Here is an 18794-nt window from a genome sequence, read left to right as displayed (position 1 = left end):
TTTATACATTTAATGAAAATTTTTTAAAAAGCACAATGGAGAATTTGAATTCGGAGCTCTTTCAGGCCTTTCAAAACAAGCTCAAAACCGGAAACAGGCGAGGCGTTCACCTGAATGCGATTCCCGGAAACTCGAGGTATAAATTCGACCTTGCTCGGTTGTCGGAGATCAGCAAAAGTCTGCCGGAGCATTTCATCATCGATCTGTTGACGCAGAAAAATGTGAATTTCAAATTCTCTGTCCACCAAAAAACAACCGAGAAGCCTAAGAATGACAGTTATCTCTTGGAGGACGAGGGGAAAACCAATGAAGAACTGTTTCCCAACTCTGCGATTGCGGAAGTTCCCCAGGAGAAAAATCAACTGAGCGCGTTGGATAAGCTGACGACCAGCCTGGAAAATCTGATCTTTCAAAATGAGGTGATCCAGTCTGAGAAAGGCGTGAATTCTTTGGGTTTTGGTTTCCCAATTCTGATCCGGAAAGATATGGACGGACAGATCTCGGCGTCACCCATCCTGATATGGTCTGTGACGATAAAAGCCGTCAACGAGATGAATACCTGGGAGATCAGCAGGACGGAAGATGACCCGATCTATGTGAATGAGGTGCTCATCAACCATCTGCAAAGTGATTCTGGCATTAGCATCAAGCAGATCTCGGAGGAAATGCTGGCCGATGGAAAAATCGACAAGCCAGAACTTTTGAACATCTGTCAGAGCCTTTTGGATCAATTGAAGATCACGCAGAATCTGGATTTCATTCTCAATAATTATGAAGAGATTCCCTTCATCAAAGCCAAAGCCTCTTACGAAAACCGAGTTCCGAATAAAGGTGATTCGGTGATCATGAAGTCTGGTGTCTTTTCCATTTTCGAGGTTCAGAAGCAGAATATTATCAATGATTATGAGACTTTGAAGAAGGAATTCAAACCGCTAGAGCATTTCACAAAAGCTGGTTTCCAAAGTATCACTTCCGTAGAAACCGATCCATCGCAACAAGGGATTTTGGAGTCGTTGAGATCACAATCCAAGATTTTGATCCAAGGTCCGCCGGGAACGGGCAAAAGTCAGACCTTGACCGCTGTTTTGCTGAATGCCCTGGAGAATAAACAAAAAACCATCGTGGTCTGCGAGAAGCAAACGGCGCTTGAAGTGCTTTACAATGCGTTGCAAAAGTTGGGTCTGGGACGCTATTGCATTATGATCAAAGATGCTTCGACTGATAGAAAGTTAGTGGTAGATTCTGTTCGAAATACAATCGACTCGGCGGATTTTAAAAAACTGATCCAGCCTTATTCTGAGCAATCGTTGCAAAATCAACTGACGGAAATCTCCCGGCATAAAGATACAATCAATGCAGTTCACGAGCTCTTGAATTCTGAATTGATTCCGGGGAAAAACTGGACGGAGATCGTCGGAAATCTGTTGAGCTACAAAGATTCTAAGGAAAATATCAATCTGCAAGATCTGAAGTTTTATTTTTCTGAAGATGAGGTAAAAGTCATTGAGAATGTTCTGAAAAATGGGGAAGAATTGTATCAAGATTTTAAACCTTTTGAAGCTTCAACGTTCATCGATCCTGAAAAATTGATCAAAGATAATTTTCATAGCAGTCAGCAGAATTTGGATTCGGCTTTTCAGAATTATGATAATTCTTGGAAGGAAATTCAGCGTTTGATCAGTGATTTCAAACCGATCTTTGAGGAAAAGCGGAAGCAGGATTTTGGGAAGAATCTGCATGACGTTTCCAATTATATCAATGAAACCGAAGTTTTGACCTCGACTTTAAATCAAAATTCGGAGGAATTGCATCCTGAAATCACGAATGGATTTTTCTATAAACTAACGGCGCTATTTTCATCAAGCAAGAAAAATAAAATCAAGACCCAGAAGCGATTGCTGGAGTTGAGTTCATTGGTGAAGAAAATTAGTCTGAAGGCGTTTTTTCCGGCCATCAATCTGTCTGATGACCTTTGGAATAACAGAAATGAGATCATTAACTACAGGCAGAAAGTTCAGGAAATTCAGTCGGGTTTTCTTTCGAAGTTAGAAACAAGTTTTGAAGAGATTGATTTTCTTAATGCCTTTGATCCCGTTATTTCTGGAAGGGAAACCGAAATGATCTCGCAAAAGATCCAGCAGTTGCGGAAGGCAATCTCCAATAATCATTGGGTGAAGAATCTGGATTTTGGGAATACTTATCAAAACTTCAAAACTTATATTGATCACACTTTAAATCTTTATAAAACTTACAGAAACAATCCAGAGAATCCTTTGTTGAAAGAGTTTAGCTGGTTTACTTTTTATTATTCGCTTTCGGATTTTCAGAAGTCGATTTTGGAAAAATTGTATCCGACCAGCAATTGGAAACCGACGTTTTATTCAGCTTATTATCCGTTGTTGCTCAATCATTATTCTGATCCAAAACTGAATTTCAGCGAGAAAAATTATGAGGAAATAGAAAAGAAAATCAAGCAATTGGGAATTTCTCAGAAGAGCTTTGTGGAGTTTTTCTGGAACGTTGCCCAGCAAAATTCAGTGAAGCAATTTGAGCAAAATAACAAAGATGTTACGGTTGCGAATCTTTATAACAAAAGAAGCAGTATCAATCACAAAAGGCTGACCTTAAGACAAATCGTTCAGAAAGATATTGACCTTTTTACACATTTCTTTCCTATTATTTTGACAACGCCAGATGCTTGCAGTAATCTTTTTCAGGGAAAGAATTTTTATTTTGACAATGTCGTTTTTGATGAAGCCAGTCAGTTGAAACTGGAAGACAATCTGCCAGCGATCTTGAAAGGGAAAAACGTGATCATTGCAGGCGACGAACATCAAATGCCACCTTCCAATTATTTCAGCAAAGTATTTGATGGAACTATTGAGGACGAGGATGATATCGAATCTGAAACCGAAGTCATCACATATAAAAATGCAATGTTGAACATCGAATCGCTGTTGGACTATGCGATGGAAAATAATTATGAAAAGAACCATCTGGATTTCCACTACCGTTCCAAACATCCTTATTTGATCGACTTTTCCAACCACGCGTTTTACAATTCGAGGTTGAAACCACTTCCGACAAAGTCTGAAAATAAGCCGATTGAGTTTTTCCAAATTGATGGTGTTTTTGATGACCATACTAATAAGGAAGAAACTGATAAAGTGTTGGAAATCTTGGAACATATTCAGCCTAAAAGTGATGGCAGTTATCCTTCGGTGGGAATTGCTACGTTCAATATTTCGCAACGGAATTACATCAAAAGAAAGATCGTGCAGAAAGCCAGTTTGCCTGAAAATGAACATTTCAAAGAGATAATCCAAGGATTGGAATCTGCAGGATTATTCATTAAAAATCTTGAAAATATCCAAGGTGATGAGCGCGACATTATCATCATTTCTACGACTTACGGGCGGAAAGCGAGTGGAAAATTCATTCAGAGTTTTGGACCGGTGAATCATACCAAAGGTTACAAATTGCTGAACGTAATCATTACGCGAGCCAAAGAAAAGATCTACCTCTGCAACTCGATTCCAGATGAGATTTTTTCCAATTACAAAGACGCATTGCAACAAGAAGGTTCCAACAATCGGAAGGCAGTTTTCTATGCTTATTTGGCTTATTGCAAGGCGGTGAGCGAAGAAAATGAGAATGGACGAATTGAGATTCTGAATGTTTTGGATCAATTTGGATATTCAAAACAAGCTAATGAAAGTGGCAATTCCAATCTGTTTATTGACCATATCTTTGACCGATTGCAAAGGGATTTTCCAGATCACAAATTTTCAAAAAATATTGACTTTGGTGGTTATCAATTTGATATTTTGATTGAAAAAGAAGGAAAGAGATTTGTGGTCGTAGAATGTATGAGCAAAGAAAAATACGACGATGAATTGGGCTATCTGGAAGATCTGCACAAAGAAAAAGTGTTGAAGAATTCGGGGTTTGAGTACGTCAGAATTTGGAGCCAGAATGTTTGGCAGAATTTAGAAAATGAACTTCAAAAAATAAATAAAAAATTACTATGATATTTGAACAATTAGAAAAATCAGCGGGCGAGATTCAGTTTAAAGATGTTATCGCATTCATCGATGAACATTACGATTTTACGCCTACTAAATTTACAAATGGAAACACAGTGAATGAGGCCGACCAGAATAATGGCTCTTGCAAGGTTTTCAGTTTTGCAAAGTTGAATGCGCTTTCTAAGGAAGAGACTTTGGCTTTGTTTGGCGACTTTTACAGAACAGATGTTTTGCAGAATCCGGAGGGTGATGACCATCAGAATATCCGAAACTTTATGACGTTTGGTTGGGATGGGATATCGTTTGAAGGTGAAGCTTTGAAGAGAAAGTAAAAATTTTAAAACACAAAGGCACTAAGTTTATTTTGCAAACTAAATGCTTTAAGGCACTAGGATTTATCTTCGATAAATTTTAAAGAGTCGAATAGGCTATCAATATAAATTACATTTTTTTTTGCCCTTGTGCTAATCTAAATCCAACAAAATGTCATCCAACAAAAACGCATTGATCCGTTACAAAACTCTGGACAAATGTCTGAAGAACAAGTACAAAAAATACACTTTGGAAGATCTAATGGAAGAATGTTCCGAAGCTTTGTTTGAGTTTGAAGGCAAAGAATCTTTTGTGAGCAAACGGACCGTTCAGCTCGATCTGCAGAATATGCGAAGTGAGAAGTTCGGTTATGAAGCGCCAATCGAGGTTTATGAAAGAAGATTTTATCGATACAGCGACCCGGAATATAGTATCCATCAGATTTCAGTCAATGAAAATGATCTGAAGGCGATGAATAATGCGGTGCAAATCCTGAAGCAATTCAAAGATTTTTCGATGTTCAAAGAGATGAATGGAGTGATCCAGAAGCTGGAAGATTCGATACAGTCGACGAGTCAAAAATCCATCATTCATCTGGATAAAAATGAGCAGTTGAAAGGGTTGGAACACATTGACATCTTGTACGAAAGTATTTTGAACAAAAAGGTTTTAAAGATCTGTTACAAGAGCTTCAAGGCAAGGGAAATGAATATTCTGACCGTTCATCCGCAGTTATTAAAGGAATACAACAACCGTTGGTTTCTCATCTGTTATCACAAGAACAGCATTATGAACCTGGCTTTGGATCGAATGGAGGAAATTGAAATCGATGATAAATCTGAATATATCGACAAGGATTTCAATGCTGACCGATATTTCGGAGAAGTGATTGGCGCGACCGTTTCGGAAACTCAAAGGCCTCAGAATGTGATTTTCTTCATCACCAAAAAACACGCACCATACGTGAAAACCAAGCCTTTTCATCACAGTCAAGTGATCATGGAGGAAGATGAATTGGGAACGACTTTCAAGATCTGTGTTCAGCTCAATTTTGAGTTGGAAAGAATGATCCTAGGAATGGGAGAATTCATCAAAGTTTTGGCACCGAGGAAGCTAAAGCAGAGAATCCATAAAAGTCTGAAGGAAGCTTTTAATAATTATGAAAATGAAAATTGATCTTGGCTCACTATTTGCAATTTTGTTGAAAATTTAAAATTATGAACCCGAGATTGATTAGAACAGTATTGACGTGGGCAGCGCCCTTTATCATTGGTTATGTCGTAAAGAAATTCGAAGAAAGGCAAGCCAAAAAATCACAAGAAAAAGCAGTTGCCAAAGCATAGAAAAGCCACCGGAAAAGGTGGCTTTTTTAGTTGCTCTACTCATTGTGGAAATCAGCATTTGTCAATAAAATAAAGGCTTTGGCGCAAAGTTTGAATTTAACTCACAAATTTTATTACTATGAAAAAATATATGAATTTCATTCCATTGTTTTTATTAGCAGGAATGTTGACGAGCTGCGAGACAGTCGAAACCATTTTCAAAGCCGGTATGTGGTGGGGAATCATCGTCGTAGTCGGTATAGTCGCTTTGGTATTATGGTTATTATCAAGGGGTAAAAACTAAATAAAAAAGCGTCTCGAATTTTCGGGACGCTTTTTTTATTTTAAAGGATCTGATCTCTAGAGATTATCCAAAACCTCTTTTAGATCAACATAGCCACCACCGTTGTAAACATCGGTCAATCCTTCAGATTTGAAATATTCTGCTGCTTTGCCTGATCGGTTTCCTGACCTGCAGAAGAAAATCTTAGTTCCATTCAGGTTGGTGATTTCCTGTTTTCTATCTTCCAATTCTCCCAATGGGATATTTTGAGCTTCTTCGATATGTCCGTCCATCTCTAGTTCCAATGGTTCGCGCACATCGATCAAGTGATAATTTCCTGCTCTTAATACATCTTCTAAAGCCATAATTTTTTATTTTTTACATTTTAATACTAACAAAATTACAATATAAATTTTTAATCTCAAATAAAAATTTGGCTCCCTTTAGGGTTGGGGATAAACGAATTTTGATTGATTATATCAAATTTTAAAACATTAATTTTGCGCTGTAAAATGGACAACAAAGAGAAATACAGCGAACTTATCAAATCCAAAGCTTTGGCTTTCGGGTTTCAGTCGTGCGGTATTTCCAAAGCAGATTTTTTGGAAGAGGAAGCGCCACGCTTGGAGAAATGGCTCAAAAACAATTTCCATGGAGAGATGCGCTATATGGAAAATCATTTTGATAAACGTTTGGATCCCCGATTGTTGGTTGAAGGTTCCAAGTCTGTGATTTCCTTAAGTTATAATTACTTTCCAGAAGAACTTCAAAACAATCCTGACTTCAAGCTTGCAAAATATGCGTACGGGGAAGATTATCATGATGTGATCAAAGACAAATTGAGAACGTTGGTTGCTGAACTTCAGGACGAAATAGGCGAGTTTGCATTCCGTGTTTTTGTAGATTCTGCGCCTGTTTTGGAAAAGGCGTGGGCCAAGAAATCTGGAATTGGTTGGGTTGGGAAGAATTCCAATCTGATCACCAAGAAGAATGGTTCGTTTTATTTTTTGGCAGAGATCATTTGTGATTTGGAATTAATTCAAGATTTTGAAGTGACAGATCATTGCGGAAGCTGCACCAAATGCATCGATGCTTGTCCAACAAAGGCCATTGTTTCTGATAAAATCATAGACGGTAGCAAATGCATTTCCTACGCCACCATAGAGTTGAAGGATCATATTCCGGATTTCTTCAAAGATAAGATGGAAGATTGGATGTTCGGCTGCGACATTTGTCAGGATGTTTGTCCTTGGAACAGATTTTCTGCACCAACTTTGGAAGAGAAATTCCGGCCTAATTCCGAAATCAAAAACTTCACAAAACAAGAGTGGAAGGACATTACCCAAGAAATATTTTCCTCGGTTTTCAAAAAGTCTGCGGTGAAGAGAACTAAGTTTTCTGGACTTAAAAGGAATCTTGATTTTCTGTCAGAATAAAATTCCTTGCACCATTATTTTCTTTTCTGAACTCTTTTTGGGGCAACTTTTACTCTGATGGTTTTTCTTTTGTTGGATTGGCGATTTTTCGGCATATTTTCATGTTTTTTCGCTATTAAATTTCATCATAAAATTCCATAAAACCAAGAATTATTAAAAAAAATTAACAACTTGATTTTGTTTGAATAATTTTATTACCTTTATAGTTCGCACGATTCGGGAAACCCAATAAGATGAAAAGAACATTAATTTTAACCTTAAAAATAATCGGCTTCATACTCGGAGCCGTTTTTTTGTATATTACTCTGGGAGTTGTACTTCCATTAATTCCCGTCTCTGCGGAAAAAACCAGTGATCCGAAAGTCATCGAAGCCTACATCTTGACCAATGGCGTTCATACCGATCTGGTGGTTCCTGTGAAAACGGAATTTATCGACTGGAGCAGCAAATTACCTTACAGCAACACAAAATCCAAGCAAGAAAACTTCAAGTTTATCTCTTTTGGCTGGGGCGACAAGGGATTTTATCTCAACACGCCAACTTGGGCCGACCTCAAGTTCTCAACAGCCTTCAATGCCGCATTCTGGTTGAGTGAGTCTGCCATGCACTGCACATATTACAACGATTTGAAGATTGGAGAAGACTGCAAAAAAATAATGCTGACCGAAAAGCAATATCAGGCTTTGATAAAATTCATTGATGACAAATTTGACAAAGATGCTTCCAGCAATTATCAATTCATAAAAACTGACGCCGTGTACGGAAATAATGATGCCTTCTACGATGCAAAAGGAAGCTACAACTTCACATACACTTGCAACACTTGGGCAAATGACGGACTAAAAGTAGCTGGACAAAAGGCTGCATTTTGGACGCCGACAGACTTTGGGATTTTCAGACATTATAAATAAAAATGAAATTATTTTTCGGTCTTTTTTTTTTAATCTTCATTTTAGGTTGTCAAAAAGATAACTCAAAAGCTCCAATCCCCATTGCCAATAATTCAGTTACGAATACAAAACCAGAAATCGATATTTCGAAAACAAATCAGAAAGCCAAAGAAGCTTTAGAATTTTGTAAAGCCAAAAACTTCAACACAGATTTTTGCATTCTGATAGACATGAGTTTGCATTCTGGCGTGAAACGATTTTTCATTTATGATTTCAAAAAGAGCGAGATCTCTCAGCAATATTTGGTGGGTCACGGTTGCGGAACTTCATCTTGGAGTGCAGACGATACAAAAGAAAATCCAAGTTTCAGCAACGAAGACAATAGCCATCTTTCGTCATTAGGAAAATATAAACTAGGAGCCAGAGGTTACAGCAATTGGGGCGTCAATATCAAATATTTGATGCACGGCTTGGAAGAAACCAACAACAATGCGCTCAAAAGAATCATCGTTTTTCATTCCTGGGAAATGATGAGCGATGCTGAAATCTATCCAAAAGGTTCACCAGAAGGTTGGGGTTGCCCTACAGTTTCCAACAATGCTTTCAAAAAAATTGATCCATTGATTAACAATTCTAGGAAGCCGGTTTTGATGTGGATTTTTAATTAAATTTGATTGATATTGTTCTGTTATTTGATGAAAATTTTTAAACGCAAAGGTATTTGAGAGGATTCTTGTATTTGAGGAAGCAAAGGCAGATGAATCTGCATTGATGAAGGTAATAAATTAAAAACACAAAATATTATGACTGAGAACGAATTATCCTATAAAGTTATAGGAGCAGCAATTGAAGTTCACAGAACTTTAGGAGTTGGATTGCTTGAAAGTGCGTACGAATCTGCACTTCTTTATGAATTACAACAATTAGGTCTGGATGTAAAAAATCAAGTTTTTCTATCAACAATTTATAAAGGTATCAAGATAGACAAAGCCTACAAAGTGGATATGATAATCGAAAATAAACTTATAGTTGAAAATAAAGCCGTGCGTGAATTGAATCCAATCGACCATTTTCAAACAAATACCTATTTGAAATTAACAGGTCTCAAGCTTGCACTTTTAATAAATTTCAATACGCCACTTCTAAAAGATGGAATCCATAGAATCGTAAATAAATTATAAGATAAGCTTAATCAAATCGATTCACTACTTTGCTTAAGCTTTGCTCACCTAATATCAGAATTTTCACAGAAATCGTTGCATCTTTATGGGTAAACTTTTTTGAATAATGACGATTGATGTTTTTATAGAATCCAAATTATACAAATGGTAAAATCACACTTCATCAAATCAATTTATTGATTAATCTTTGCTCACTTAAAATCAGAAGAATTACAAAAAATCTTTGCGTTATAATTCACTATTTCAGAACAATATTTAATCCAAAATTTCTTAAATTCGCATCCAATAAAAAGCCAGCAGCAAAAAGCAATTAGCCAAAAGACAAGACTATGACTTCACAAGAAATAAGACAGCAATTTTTAGATTTTTTCAAAAGCAAGGAACATTTGATCGTTCCTTCTGCGCCAATTGTTCTGAAAGATGACCCGACGCTGATGTTTTCCAACTCTGGAATGACACAGTTCAAGGATTATTTTTTAGGTTACAAAGAACCGAAATCTTCCAGAATTGCCGATACGCAAAAATGTCTAAGAGTATCCGGAAAACACAACGATTTGGACGATGTTGGTCGTGATACCTATCACCATACAATGTTCGAGATGTTGGGAAACTGGAGTTTTGGCGATTATTTCAAAAAAGAAGCGATTACTTGGGCTTGGGAACTGTTGACAGAAGTTTATAAAATCCCGAAAGAAAATCTTTATGTGACCATCTTTGAAGGTGACGAAAAAGAAAATCTTGACCGCGATACGGAAGCTTACGATCTGTGGAAACAATTCATTTCCGAAGACCGAATCATCAACGGAAACAAGAAAGATAATTTCTGGGAAATGGGAGCGAGCGGACCTTGTGGGCCTTGTTCCGAAATCCACGTTGACTTGAGAACTCCGGAAGAAAAAGCGAAAGTTTCTGGATTGGAATTGGTGAACAATGACCATCCTCAAGTTGTGGAGATCTGGAATCTCGTTTTTATGCAATTCAACAGAAAAGCAGACGGAAGTTTGGAAAATCTGCCTGCGAAACACATCGATACAGGAATGGGCTTCGAGCGTCTTTGTATGGCGCTTCAAAAGAAAGAATCTAATTATGACACCGATGTTTTCACACCTTTGATTGCTAAGGTGGAAGAACTTTCGGGTAAAAAATATACAGGAATTTTAACGGACGAAAAGGACATCGCCATTCGTGTGGTTGTGGATCACATCCGTGCGGTTTCGTTTGCGATTGCTGACGGACAATTGCCTTCCAATGGTGGCGCAGGTTACGTGATCAGAAGAATTTTAAGAAGAGGAATTTCTTACGCTTACAGATTTTTGGACAGAAAAGAACCTTTCCTTTTCGAATTGGTGGCTGTTCTTCAAGATCAGATGGGCGCATTTTTCCCTGAGCTTCAGAAGCAGGGAACTTTGGTTACAGAAGTCATCAAAAGCGAAGAGGAATCTTTCCTTAAAACCATTGAAAACGGTTTGATCCGAGTTGAGAAATTAATTCAACAAACGATTTCTAACGGTCAAAAAGTATTGCCAAGTGAAGAAGTTTTTGAATTGTACGATACTTATGGTTTTCCTGATGACTTAACGAGAATTATCGCGGAGGAAAAAGGCTTAACGATTGATGAAGCTGGTTTCGAAGCGGAAATGGCAAAACAAAAACAACGTTCCAAAAAAGATTCGGCGGCAAAAGTTTACGATTGGGTTGTTCTTGAGGAAAAGCCTGAAACCTTCGTTGGTTACGATGTTCTTGAAACTGAAACGTACATCACAAGATATAGAAAAATAGAAAACAAAGACGGCGAGTTTTATCAAATTGTTTTGAGCAATTCGCCTTTCTATCCGGAAGGTGGCGGACAAGTTGGCGACAAAGGCGTTCTTGAAAATGCAACCGAAAGCTTCGATGTTCTTGAAACTAAGAAAGAAAACGGATTGATCATTTCTTTAATTAATGGTCTTCCGAAAGATGCAGGTGCAATTTTCTATGCAAAAGTGAATGTTGCTGATAGGAAAAATTCTCAAGCCAATCACTCTGCGACGCACTTGTTGCACGAAGCTTTGAGAGAAGTTCTTGGAACGCACGTTGAGCAGAAAGGTTCTTACGTTGGTCCTGATTATTTGAGATTCGATTTTTCACATTTTAGTAAAATGACCGAGGAGGAATTGGCTTTGGTTGAAGAAAAAGTGAATGCGAAGATCAAAGAGAATTTAGCGCTTCAAGAGTTCAGAAATATTCCGATCCAAGAAGCTTTGGACAAAGGTGCAATGGCTCTTTTCGGAGAGAAATATGGCGATAATGTAAGAATGATCCAATTCGGAACGTCGAAAGAATTATGTGGTGGAACTCACGTGAAAACTACGAGCGAAATTGGACATTTCAAATTAACTTCGGAAAGTTCAACAGCAGCTGGAATCAGAAGGATTGAAGCAATTTCCGGAGAAAAATCTGAGGAATATTTTAAGAATTTGGAAACTCAAGTTTCTGAGATTTCACAATTGTTAAAATCAAAAGATTTAATTAAGTCAATTGAGAAATTATTGGAAGAAAATTCAGCTTTAAAATCTGAAATTGATTCTTTCAAAAAAGAGAAAGCAAAAGGCGAGATCCAAAACTGGAAAAATGAATTCGAAGAAAAGAACGGGAAGAAATTATTAGTTAAGAAAACATCTCTCGACGCAGGTTCTGTAAAAGATATCGTTTTCCAACTGAAAAAAGAAACGCCAAATTCTGTCATTATCATTATCTCTGATGCTAATGAAAAACCAATGGTAACGGTCGGCGTTTCTGAAGATTTGGAAGCAAGTTATCACGCTGGAAATATCGTCAAAGAATTGGCGAAAGAGATCCAAGGTGGTGGCGGTGGAAATCCCGGTTTTGCTACTGCTGGCGGAAAGAATCTCGCTGGTATCGAGAATGCTTTTCAAAAGGCTTTGGCAATTTAATTTATTGAAAATTATAAAAAACAAAAACGTCCTGAAATTTCAGGACGTTTTTTATGCTTTAAGATTTGTGATGATTATTTCACCAAATCTTTATTCAGAAGTTTTCTCTGCATTTTCTTGTAAATGACGTTGGACATGATCACACTGATCTCGTAAAGTAAAACCAAAGGAAGTGCTGCGGCCATCATACTTAAAACGTCGGCTGGTGTGATGATAGCTGCTACGACCATGATCAGAACAATCGCGTGACGTCTGTAAGTTCTGAGGAATTTCGGTGTTAGAATCCCAATCGATGTCAGAATGTAAACGGCAATCGGGAAAAGGAAAACCACACCCATTCCCATCGTAACTTGTAAGAATAGCGTCGTGTAATCCGAAAGGTCAAATAGCTGAACGATATTGTCTGAAACTTTGAACAACAATCCGAAATTGATCGCAAACGGTAAGATCAAAAAATAACCTGTCAGAACGCCCAGCATGAACAATATCCAAACTGAATTAATATAAAAAATAGAATTCTTTCTCTCTGCAGGCATCAATGCTGGGCTGATGAATCTCCAGATCTCCCAGACGATGTACGGAAAAGCCAAGACAACGCCCGAAAAAATAGAAACCGCCATCATCACATTGAACTGTTGGAATAGCTGCTTTTGCTGAACACTGAATTTGGCTGGCATAATGAAGCTATCGACACCTGTAAGCTCTCTGGAAAAATGATTCACCACTTTGAAGGTAAAGAAATCGCTCCTTGTAGGCCCGAAAAAAATATGGTCCATGACCCAATTGATATTAAAACCAACAACGATCGCAAGGATGACAATGGCTAAAATGGCTCTTACCAAGTGTGATCTTAGTTCTCCAATATGCCCGAGAAAGGACATTTCTTTTTCTTCACTCATTATTTATTAATGATAATTGATTATTGATAAAAGATTTTCTTAGAACGAAATTAACCTTTTATCTTTATTATTCTGTACTTTCTTAATTAATTCCTTCATCCAGCAATTTGTGAATATCTATGATACCGTAATATTGCCCATCATTTGTCACCACCAACTGTCCGATATTGAACTCCTTCAAGATCTGCATTGCTTCTTTGGCAAGCTGATTTTTGTCGATGGTCTTAGGATTTTTGCTAATGATGTCAGACGCTTTTACTTTGGATATGTCATCTTGATCCAGGAGCATTCTTCGGATGTCGCCATCTGTGATGACGCCGACAATTTTCCCGTTTTCCACAACTACAGTAATGCCGTGTTTGGATCCGCTGACAGAAATGATAACCTCTCTGATAGAAGTTTCGAGGCTGACTTCCGGCTTGTTGGTTGAGACAAATTGCTCGACTTTCGCGGTTAGATTTTTTCCAAGACTTCCACCTGGGTGAAACTTCGCAAAATCGATTTCTTTAAAATCTTTGAGTTCCATCAGGCAAACCGCAAGTGCATCGCCTAAAGCCATTTGAACTGTCGTAGAGCTTGTTGGCGCAAGTTTATTTGGGCAAGCTTCTTTATCAACATGGGTATTGAGGACAATATCTGCTGCTTTTGCGAGTTTACTTTCCGTGTTTCCTGTCATCGCGATGAGTGCAGATGAATATTCCTTCAGAAAAGGCAAAAGATTGACAATCTCCGGCGAGTTTCCAGAGTAAGAAATGCATAGGACGACATCTTGCTTTTGGATCACACCAAGGTCACCATGGATAGCTTCAGCAGCGTGAAGGAATTGAGAAGGTGTTCCTGTGGAATTGAGTGTTGCGACGATCTTATTGGCAACGTGAGCAGATTTTCCTATGCCAACCACAATTAATTTTCCTTTGACTTCGTTGATGGTCAAAACACTTTTTATAAAGCTGTCATTCAGGCGGTTTCGAAGATTGGTAAGTTCGCTTATTTCGATATCGAGCGCCTGGTGCGCATTGGAAAGAATTTCTTTTGGATCCAAAATTTTAAAATGTTTTATTATTTTTTTTAATAATATTAATTTTGTATCTTCACTTCAATAATTTGAAATTACGAAATGAAGTTTTAGGCTTCATTTTTTTATCTAAAAAAACAAAAAATTACTATCTATAATTTGCGTGACCTATAACAATGCAAATTTAGCAAACTATATCAAAGGATGGACACAAAAGACATCAACTTATCTGCCGAACTGAAAAAATATTTTGGATTTTCTAAATTTAAAGGCCAACAGGAACAGATCATCACTGAACTCCTGGATGGTAAGGATATTTTCGTTCTGATGCCAACCGGTGGCGGAAAATCACTTTGTTACCAATTGCCAGCACTTATTTCGGAAGGAACTGCGATTGTAGTTTCTCCCTTGATCGCCTTAATGAAAAATCAGGTCGATGCTGTGAATGGATTGTCTTCGGACGAAGGCGTTGCGCATGTTCTCAATTCGTCATTGAATAAAACCCAGACAAAACAAGTGATGGACGACATCACGGCTGGGAAAACCAAATTACTTTACGTAGCTCCGGAATCTCTGATAAAAGAAGAATACGTTGATTTTCTCAAAAATGTAAAGATCTCTTTTGTTGCAATAGACGAAGCGCACTGTATCTCGGAATGGGGACATGATTTCCGCCCAGAATACAGGAATCTGAAAGGCATCATTGATAAAATTGCAGATGTTCCCGTAATTGCATTGACAGCAACGGCAACACCAAAAGTTCAGGATGATATCCAGAAAACTTTGGGAATGAATAACGCGTTGGTCTACAAAGAAAGTTTCAACAGGGCCAATTTGTTTTATGAGATCCGTCCAAAGGTGAATGTTGATAAGGAAATTGTAAGATTCATCAACCAACACAAAGGAAAATCCGGAATTGTCTATTGTCTGAGCCGAAGAAAAGTAGAGGAGTTTGCCCAGCTTTTGCAGGTGAATGGCGTGAATGCCTTGCCTTACCACGCTGGTTTGGACCAAAAAACAAGAGTTCTGCATCAGGACAAATTCTTGATGGAAGAAGCAGACGTGATCGTTGCGACGATTGCATTCGGGATGGGAATCGATAAGCCAGATGTTAGGTTTGTGATCCATTACGATATTCCAAAATCTTTGGAAAGTTACTATCAGGAAACTGGTCGTGCCGGTAGAGACGGCGGTGAAGGTTATTGTCTGGCATTCTATGATCCAAAAGACATCGAAAAACTTGAAAAATTCCTTGCTCAAAAACCGGTTTCCGAAAGAGAGATTGGACTTCAATTATTAAATGAAGTTGTTGGCTACGCAGAAACATCGATGAGCAGAAGGCAATATTTGCTTTATTACTTTGGAGAAATATTTGACCCAGTAAAAGGTGAAGGTGCTTTGATGTGCGACAATTCTCAAAATCCACCAACTTTAAAAGATGCGACGAAAGACCTTAAGAAAGTCCTTGAAATGATAAAAGTTCTAGGTGAGAAATTCAAAACCAAAGATCTGATCTCATTAATAACTGGAAAAGAATCTGCAGTTACCAAGTCTTATAAACTAGAGCAGACGGAATATTTCGGTTTCGGAAAATCTGAAAGTGATAACTACTGGAAATCCATCATTAGACAAGCGACTGTTCAGGATTATCTTAAAAAAGACATCGAAACTTACGGTGTTCTGAAGATCTCTGAAAAAGGACAGGACGTCATTAATGGAAAGTCAAAGAATATTTTCCAAATTGCGGAAGATAGAGAATATAATCTTGCCCAATCAAAAACAAAAGCGGACAATGAACAAGTTCAGATTCAAGCTGGAGGTGGATTGGACCAGCTGTTATTCGGACAATTAAAAGAACTTAGAAAGACGGTCGCTAAGAAACACGGGATTCCGCCATACACGGTTTTCATGGATCCAAGTCTTGAGGATATGACAGTTCAATATCCGATTTCTGTAGAAGAGGTTGCTAAAATATATGGTGTTGGTGAAGGAAAAGCGAAAAAATATGGGAAAGATTTTGCTGAGTTCATCAAGAAATATGTGGAAGAAAATGATATCGAAAGGACCCAGGATACAGTCATAAAACAAGTGGCAAACAAGTCCAGCCACAAGGTTTTCATTATTCAAAATACGGATAAGAAAATTGATCTGGAGGATATTGCAAAAGCAAAAAACATCTCGATGATCGATCTTCTGTCCGAGATGGAAAGCATCATCTACCAAGGCACAAAACTGAATATCGATTATTACGTCAACGAAAATTTTGACGAGGATATCGTAGAAGAATTCATGGACTTCATGAAAAACTCGGAAAGTGACAGCATGAAAACGCTTCTTGCGGAATACGGCGATGACCTTACAGATGAAGAAGTGAGAATTTTGAGAATCAAATTCATCAGTGATATTGCCAATTAAATTTAATTTAAAATCATATTAAATATAAAAATCCGCTTCAGTTTTGAGGCGGATTCTTTTTGGTTATTAGTTTAATATTGAGGATTGAAAAATTTGAGATACTCTTATGGATTGGGAAGTTTGGTTCCTGTGATCTCAAATGGAAGACTTACCCGTTGTCCGCCATCGTCCAGGTCGGTCCAGGTGGAAGTAGCCACTACAAATTGTTGTGCATTATTGAACTTTGAACCATCGTGTGGCAATTGCGGATAGAAGTGAGTTCCAGAAGATGTTTTAGATCCCCATTTGATCCAATACGTTCCTGGTGTGAGATTCAGGTCTGTGGCTTGGGTCTTCATTTTATAGATTTTTCGTGTTGTGTTGTCAGGCTGACCTTGCAATATTCTGTAATACTTCGTTTCTTCTGCAGTGACATATCGGTTGGTGGTAATGTCTCCATAGACTTTCACAGCGCCTGCAACAGCTGGGTCAGAAGAATAGATCTCAAAATATAATTCACTTACAGGAAATGTTGTTCCCGAAAACCCCGTTTGGTAGGCATAGAAATAGATGTTCTCAATTTTCCATTTTTCGCCGGCTGGTATTTGAAAATCATCTGCAAGCATACGGTCGGTGATGGTTCCATTCAGTCCCCAAGTGGATTGAGGGGTTTTCACTTCACTCCAATTGTATCCTCCAGGAGCAATTGTTCCAGCTACCGATTTGTTTCCTGTACTCATCCCAGCAGATGCGCTAAAAGTGAAGGCTTCTGGTTGTGGTTCAATGACTTCGTCGTCATCACTTTTACAATTTAAAACTAAGGTCGCTGCGGAAAGCAGGCATAGAAAAAATTTAACTTTCATAATATCTTTATTTTATGGTTCAAAGATATTCTGCTAGTGTCAGGATAAAAATGACAAATCGACGAACGACGATTTTAATAGACCAATGATGCGTTGCGTTTGTGATTTCCAGAAAGTATTTGTTCTGGAGGTTTATTATTAAAATTTCCATAATTTTGAGTAATGAAAAAATCCATTATTTTCATATTGCCAGATCTGGAAACGGGTGGTGCAGAACGCATCATCACAACGATTGCGAACCATCTTCCAAGAGACAGATTTTTTCCTTCCATTTTACTATTGAGGAAAGTAGGTGCGTATCTCGATTTTTTGAGACCTGATGTGGAGATCATCGATATTCAAACGCCTAGGATCAGACATTCTTTGAAGCCGATACTTCTGGAGATCAAACGCCGAAAACCAGACATTGTCTTTTCTGGATTTGGAGAGGTGAATGCTTATTTATCATTATTCATCAAGCTATTTCCTAAAACAAAATTTATAGCCAGAGAAACGAATGTTGTTTCCCAACATGTGACGCGAAAAGAGATCAGATTTTTCTATAAATTTTATAATAATTATGACCGCATCATCGCACAAAGCAATGATATGGAAGCAGATCTGATCAATAATTTTGGAATCAGAAAGCAGAAATTGATCAAGATAAATAATCCTGTAGATATCGATTTCATTGAAGAAAAATTGAAGCAGTCTGAAAGACCCACAGAGTTTTCGCCGCAATACAAACATGTTGTAGCAATAGGAAATCTGTCTGCTAGAAAAGGTTTTGATAATCTTTTGAAGGTTTTTTCACGACTCAAAAATCAGAATATTCTGCTGCATATTCTCGGTGATGGAAGGGATAAAGAAATGCTTTTGCAGATGAAAGAGATGCTGGGTCTGGACCACGTGATCTTTCACGGAAGAAAAAACAATCCGTATCAATATCTAAAGTTTGCGGATCTTTTCGTTCTTTCGTCGAGATATGAAGGTTTTCCTAATGTACTTTTGGAAGCGGGAACTTGTGGTATTTATGCGTTGGCCAACAATTGTCCTGGCGGAATAGATGAGATCATCATCGATCGGATCAATGGTGAAATTGCGAATATTGAGAACTATGATGATTTTGCAGAAAAGATAAAGCACGCCGTTCACAGGAATAGCAGTCGAGAAGATATCAAAACCTCCATAAAATCACGTTTTTCCAAAGATATTATTATGAAAAAATACGAGGAGCTTCTTTGGAACTTATAGTTGTT

General features: G+C 37.8%; 15 protein-coding genes. 11 read left to right on the top strand and 4 right to left on the bottom strand.

The genetic code is table 11. The features are described from left to right. Positions 1-35 precede the first annotated feature (35 nt). The 4 genes from BMW39_RS16780 to BMW39_RS19635 all read left to right on the top strand — a co-directional run bounded on the left by BMW39_RS16780 (position 36) and on the right by BMW39_RS19635 (position 5683). Positions 36-4031, top strand: a complete 3996-nt coding sequence (locus BMW39_RS16780; RefSeq protein ID WP_034978252.1) for an AAA domain-containing protein — start codon at positions 36-38, stop codon at positions 4029-4031. Then, complete coding sequence (locus BMW39_RS16775; RefSeq protein WP_034978254.1) at positions 4028-4360, top strand: HopJ type III effector protein; 333 nt, start codon at positions 4028-4030, stop codon at positions 4358-4360. Before BMW39_RS16780 ends, BMW39_RS16775 begins: the two co-directional genes overlap by 4 nt. 151 nt (positions 4361-4511) lie before the next feature. After that, entirely contained in the window at positions 4512-5516 is a 1005-nt protein-coding gene (locus tag BMW39_RS16770; RefSeq protein ID WP_034978256.1) for a helix-turn-helix transcriptional regulator, read from the top strand. 41 nt (positions 5517-5557) lie between these two features. Further along, complete coding sequence (locus BMW39_RS19635; protein WP_260262220.1) at positions 5558-5683, top strand: hypothetical protein; 126 nt, start codon at positions 5558-5560, stop codon at positions 5681-5683. A 339-nt stretch (positions 5684-6022) separates the two neighbouring features. Here BMW39_RS19635 and BMW39_RS16765 read toward each other — a convergent pair whose 3' ends face one another. Then, positions 6023-6310, bottom strand: a complete 288-nt coding sequence (locus BMW39_RS16765; protein WP_034978258.1) for a rhodanese-like domain-containing protein — start codon at positions 6308-6310, stop codon at positions 6023-6025. A 147-nt stretch (positions 6311-6457) separates the two neighbouring features. Between BMW39_RS16765 and queG the strand changes: the two genes are divergently transcribed. From queG to alaS, 5 genes are all read left to right on the top strand, one after another. Continuing rightward, the gene (gene queG, locus BMW39_RS16760) at positions 6458-7381 is read left to right on the top strand and encodes a tRNA epoxyqueuosine(34) reductase QueG (protein WP_034978260.1); all 924 of its coding nucleotides are present in this window, start codon (positions 6458-6460) and stop codon (positions 7379-7381) included. A 233-nt stretch (positions 7382-7614) separates the two neighbouring features. After that, positions 7615-8292, top strand: a complete 678-nt coding sequence (locus BMW39_RS16755; protein ID WP_034978262.1) for a TIGR02117 family protein — start codon at positions 7615-7617, stop codon at positions 8290-8292. Between the two features lie 2 nt (positions 8293-8294). Beyond that, the gene (locus BMW39_RS16750; protein ID WP_034978265.1) at positions 8295-8939 is read left to right on the top strand and encodes a murein L,D-transpeptidase catalytic domain-containing protein; all 645 of its coding nucleotides are present in this window, start codon (positions 8295-8297) and stop codon (positions 8937-8939) included. A 135-nt stretch (positions 8940-9074) separates the two neighbouring features. Next, positions 9075-9452, top strand: a complete 378-nt coding sequence (locus BMW39_RS16745; RefSeq protein ID WP_034978267.1) for a GxxExxY protein — start codon at positions 9075-9077, stop codon at positions 9450-9452. Between the two features lie 329 nt (positions 9453-9781). Further along, positions 9782-12385, top strand: a complete 2604-nt coding sequence (gene alaS, locus BMW39_RS16740; RefSeq protein ID WP_034978270.1) for an alanine--tRNA ligase — start codon at positions 9782-9784, stop codon at positions 12383-12385. A 74-nt stretch (positions 12386-12459) separates the two neighbouring features. Here the strand turns inward: alaS and tatC are convergent, their stop codons facing one another. Together tatC and BMW39_RS16730 are read right to left on the bottom strand one after the other, a co-directional pair. Further along, positions 12460-13284 carry a twin-arginine translocase subunit TatC gene (tatC, locus tag BMW39_RS16735; RefSeq protein WP_034978273.1) on the bottom strand — a complete coding sequence of 275 codons (825 nt, stop codon included), beginning with the start codon at positions 13282-13284 and terminating at the stop codon, positions 12460-12462. Between the two features lie 82 nt (positions 13285-13366). Beyond that, the gene (locus BMW39_RS16730; protein WP_034978275.1) at positions 13367-14326 is read right to left on the bottom strand and encodes a KpsF/GutQ family sugar-phosphate isomerase; all 960 of its coding nucleotides are present in this window, start codon (positions 14324-14326) and stop codon (positions 13367-13369) included. A 177-nt stretch (positions 14327-14503) separates the two neighbouring features. On the opposite strand from BMW39_RS16730, the gene recQ reads away from it, so the two are divergent. Next, entirely contained in the window at positions 14504-16714 is a 2211-nt protein-coding gene (recQ, locus tag BMW39_RS16725; RefSeq protein WP_034978279.1) for a DNA helicase RecQ, read from the top strand. A 104-nt stretch (positions 16715-16818) separates the two neighbouring features. Here the strand turns inward: recQ and BMW39_RS16720 are convergent, their stop codons facing one another. Further along, positions 16819-17556 (bottom strand): hypothetical protein, encoded by a 738-nt coding sequence (locus BMW39_RS16720; protein WP_034978283.1) that lies wholly within the window; start codon positions 17554-17556, stop codon positions 16819-16821. A gap of 162 nt (positions 17557-17718) precedes the next feature. Here BMW39_RS16720 and BMW39_RS16715 point away from each other — a divergent pair, with 162 nt between their 5' ends. Continuing rightward, positions 17719-18789 carry a glycosyltransferase gene (locus tag BMW39_RS16715; protein ID WP_034978286.1) on the top strand — a complete coding sequence of 357 codons (1071 nt, stop codon included), beginning with the start codon at positions 17719-17721 and terminating at the stop codon, positions 18787-18789. Positions 18790-18794: the final 5 nt, after the last annotated feature.

Origin of the sequence: Epilithonimonas lactis (assembly GCF_900110605.1) — a bacterium.
Lineage (GTDB): Bacteria > Bacteroidota > Bacteroidia > Flavobacteriales > Weeksellaceae > Epilithonimonas > Epilithonimonas lactis.
This window is presented reverse-complemented; position numbering and strand designations above follow the sequence as displayed.

Bases quoted from the DNA above. Each gene is read 5' to 3' on its own strand.
- BMW39_RS16780 (WP_034978252.1), top strand. From the start codon at position 36: ATGGAGAATTTGAATTCGGAGCTCTTTCAGGCCTTTCAAAACAAGCTC.
- BMW39_RS16775 (WP_034978254.1), top strand. From the start codon at position 4,028: ATGATATTTGAACAATTAGAAAAATCAGCGGGCGAGATTCAGTTTAAA.
- BMW39_RS16770 (WP_034978256.1), top strand. From the start codon at position 4,512: ATGTCATCCAACAAAAACGCATTGATCCGTTACAAAACTCTGGACAAA.
- BMW39_RS19635 (WP_260262220.1), top strand. From the start codon at position 5,558: ATGAACCCGAGATTGATTAGAACAGTATTGACGTGGGCAGCGCCCTTT.
- BMW39_RS16765 (WP_034978258.1), bottom strand. From the start codon at position 6,310: ATGGCTTTAGAAGATGTATTAAGAGCAGGAAATTATCACTTGATCGAT.
- queG (WP_034978260.1), top strand. From the start codon at position 6,458: ATGGACAACAAAGAGAAATACAGCGAACTTATCAAATCCAAAGCTTTG.
- BMW39_RS16755 (WP_034978262.1), top strand. From the start codon at position 7,615: ATGAAAAGAACATTAATTTTAACCTTAAAAATAATCGGCTTCATACTC.
- BMW39_RS16750 (WP_034978265.1), top strand. From the start codon at position 8,295: ATGAAATTATTTTTCGGTCTTTTTTTTTTAATCTTCATTTTAGGTTGT.
- BMW39_RS16745 (WP_034978267.1), top strand. From the start codon at position 9,075: ATGACTGAGAACGAATTATCCTATAAAGTTATAGGAGCAGCAATTGAA.
- alaS (WP_034978270.1), top strand. From the start codon at position 9,782: ATGACTTCACAAGAAATAAGACAGCAATTTTTAGATTTTTTCAAAAGC.
- tatC (WP_034978273.1), bottom strand. From the start codon at position 13,284: ATGAGTGAAGAAAAAGAAATGTCCTTTCTCGGGCATATTGGAGAACTA.
- recQ (WP_034978279.1), top strand. From the start codon at position 14,504: ATGGACACAAAAGACATCAACTTATCTGCCGAACTGAAAAAATATTTT.
- BMW39_RS16720 (WP_034978283.1), bottom strand. From the start codon at position 17,556: ATGAAAGTTAAATTTTTTCTATGCCTGCTTTCCGCAGCGACCTTAGTT.
- BMW39_RS16715 (WP_034978286.1), top strand. From the start codon at position 17,719: ATGAAAAAATCCATTATTTTCATATTGCCAGATCTGGAAACGGGTGGT.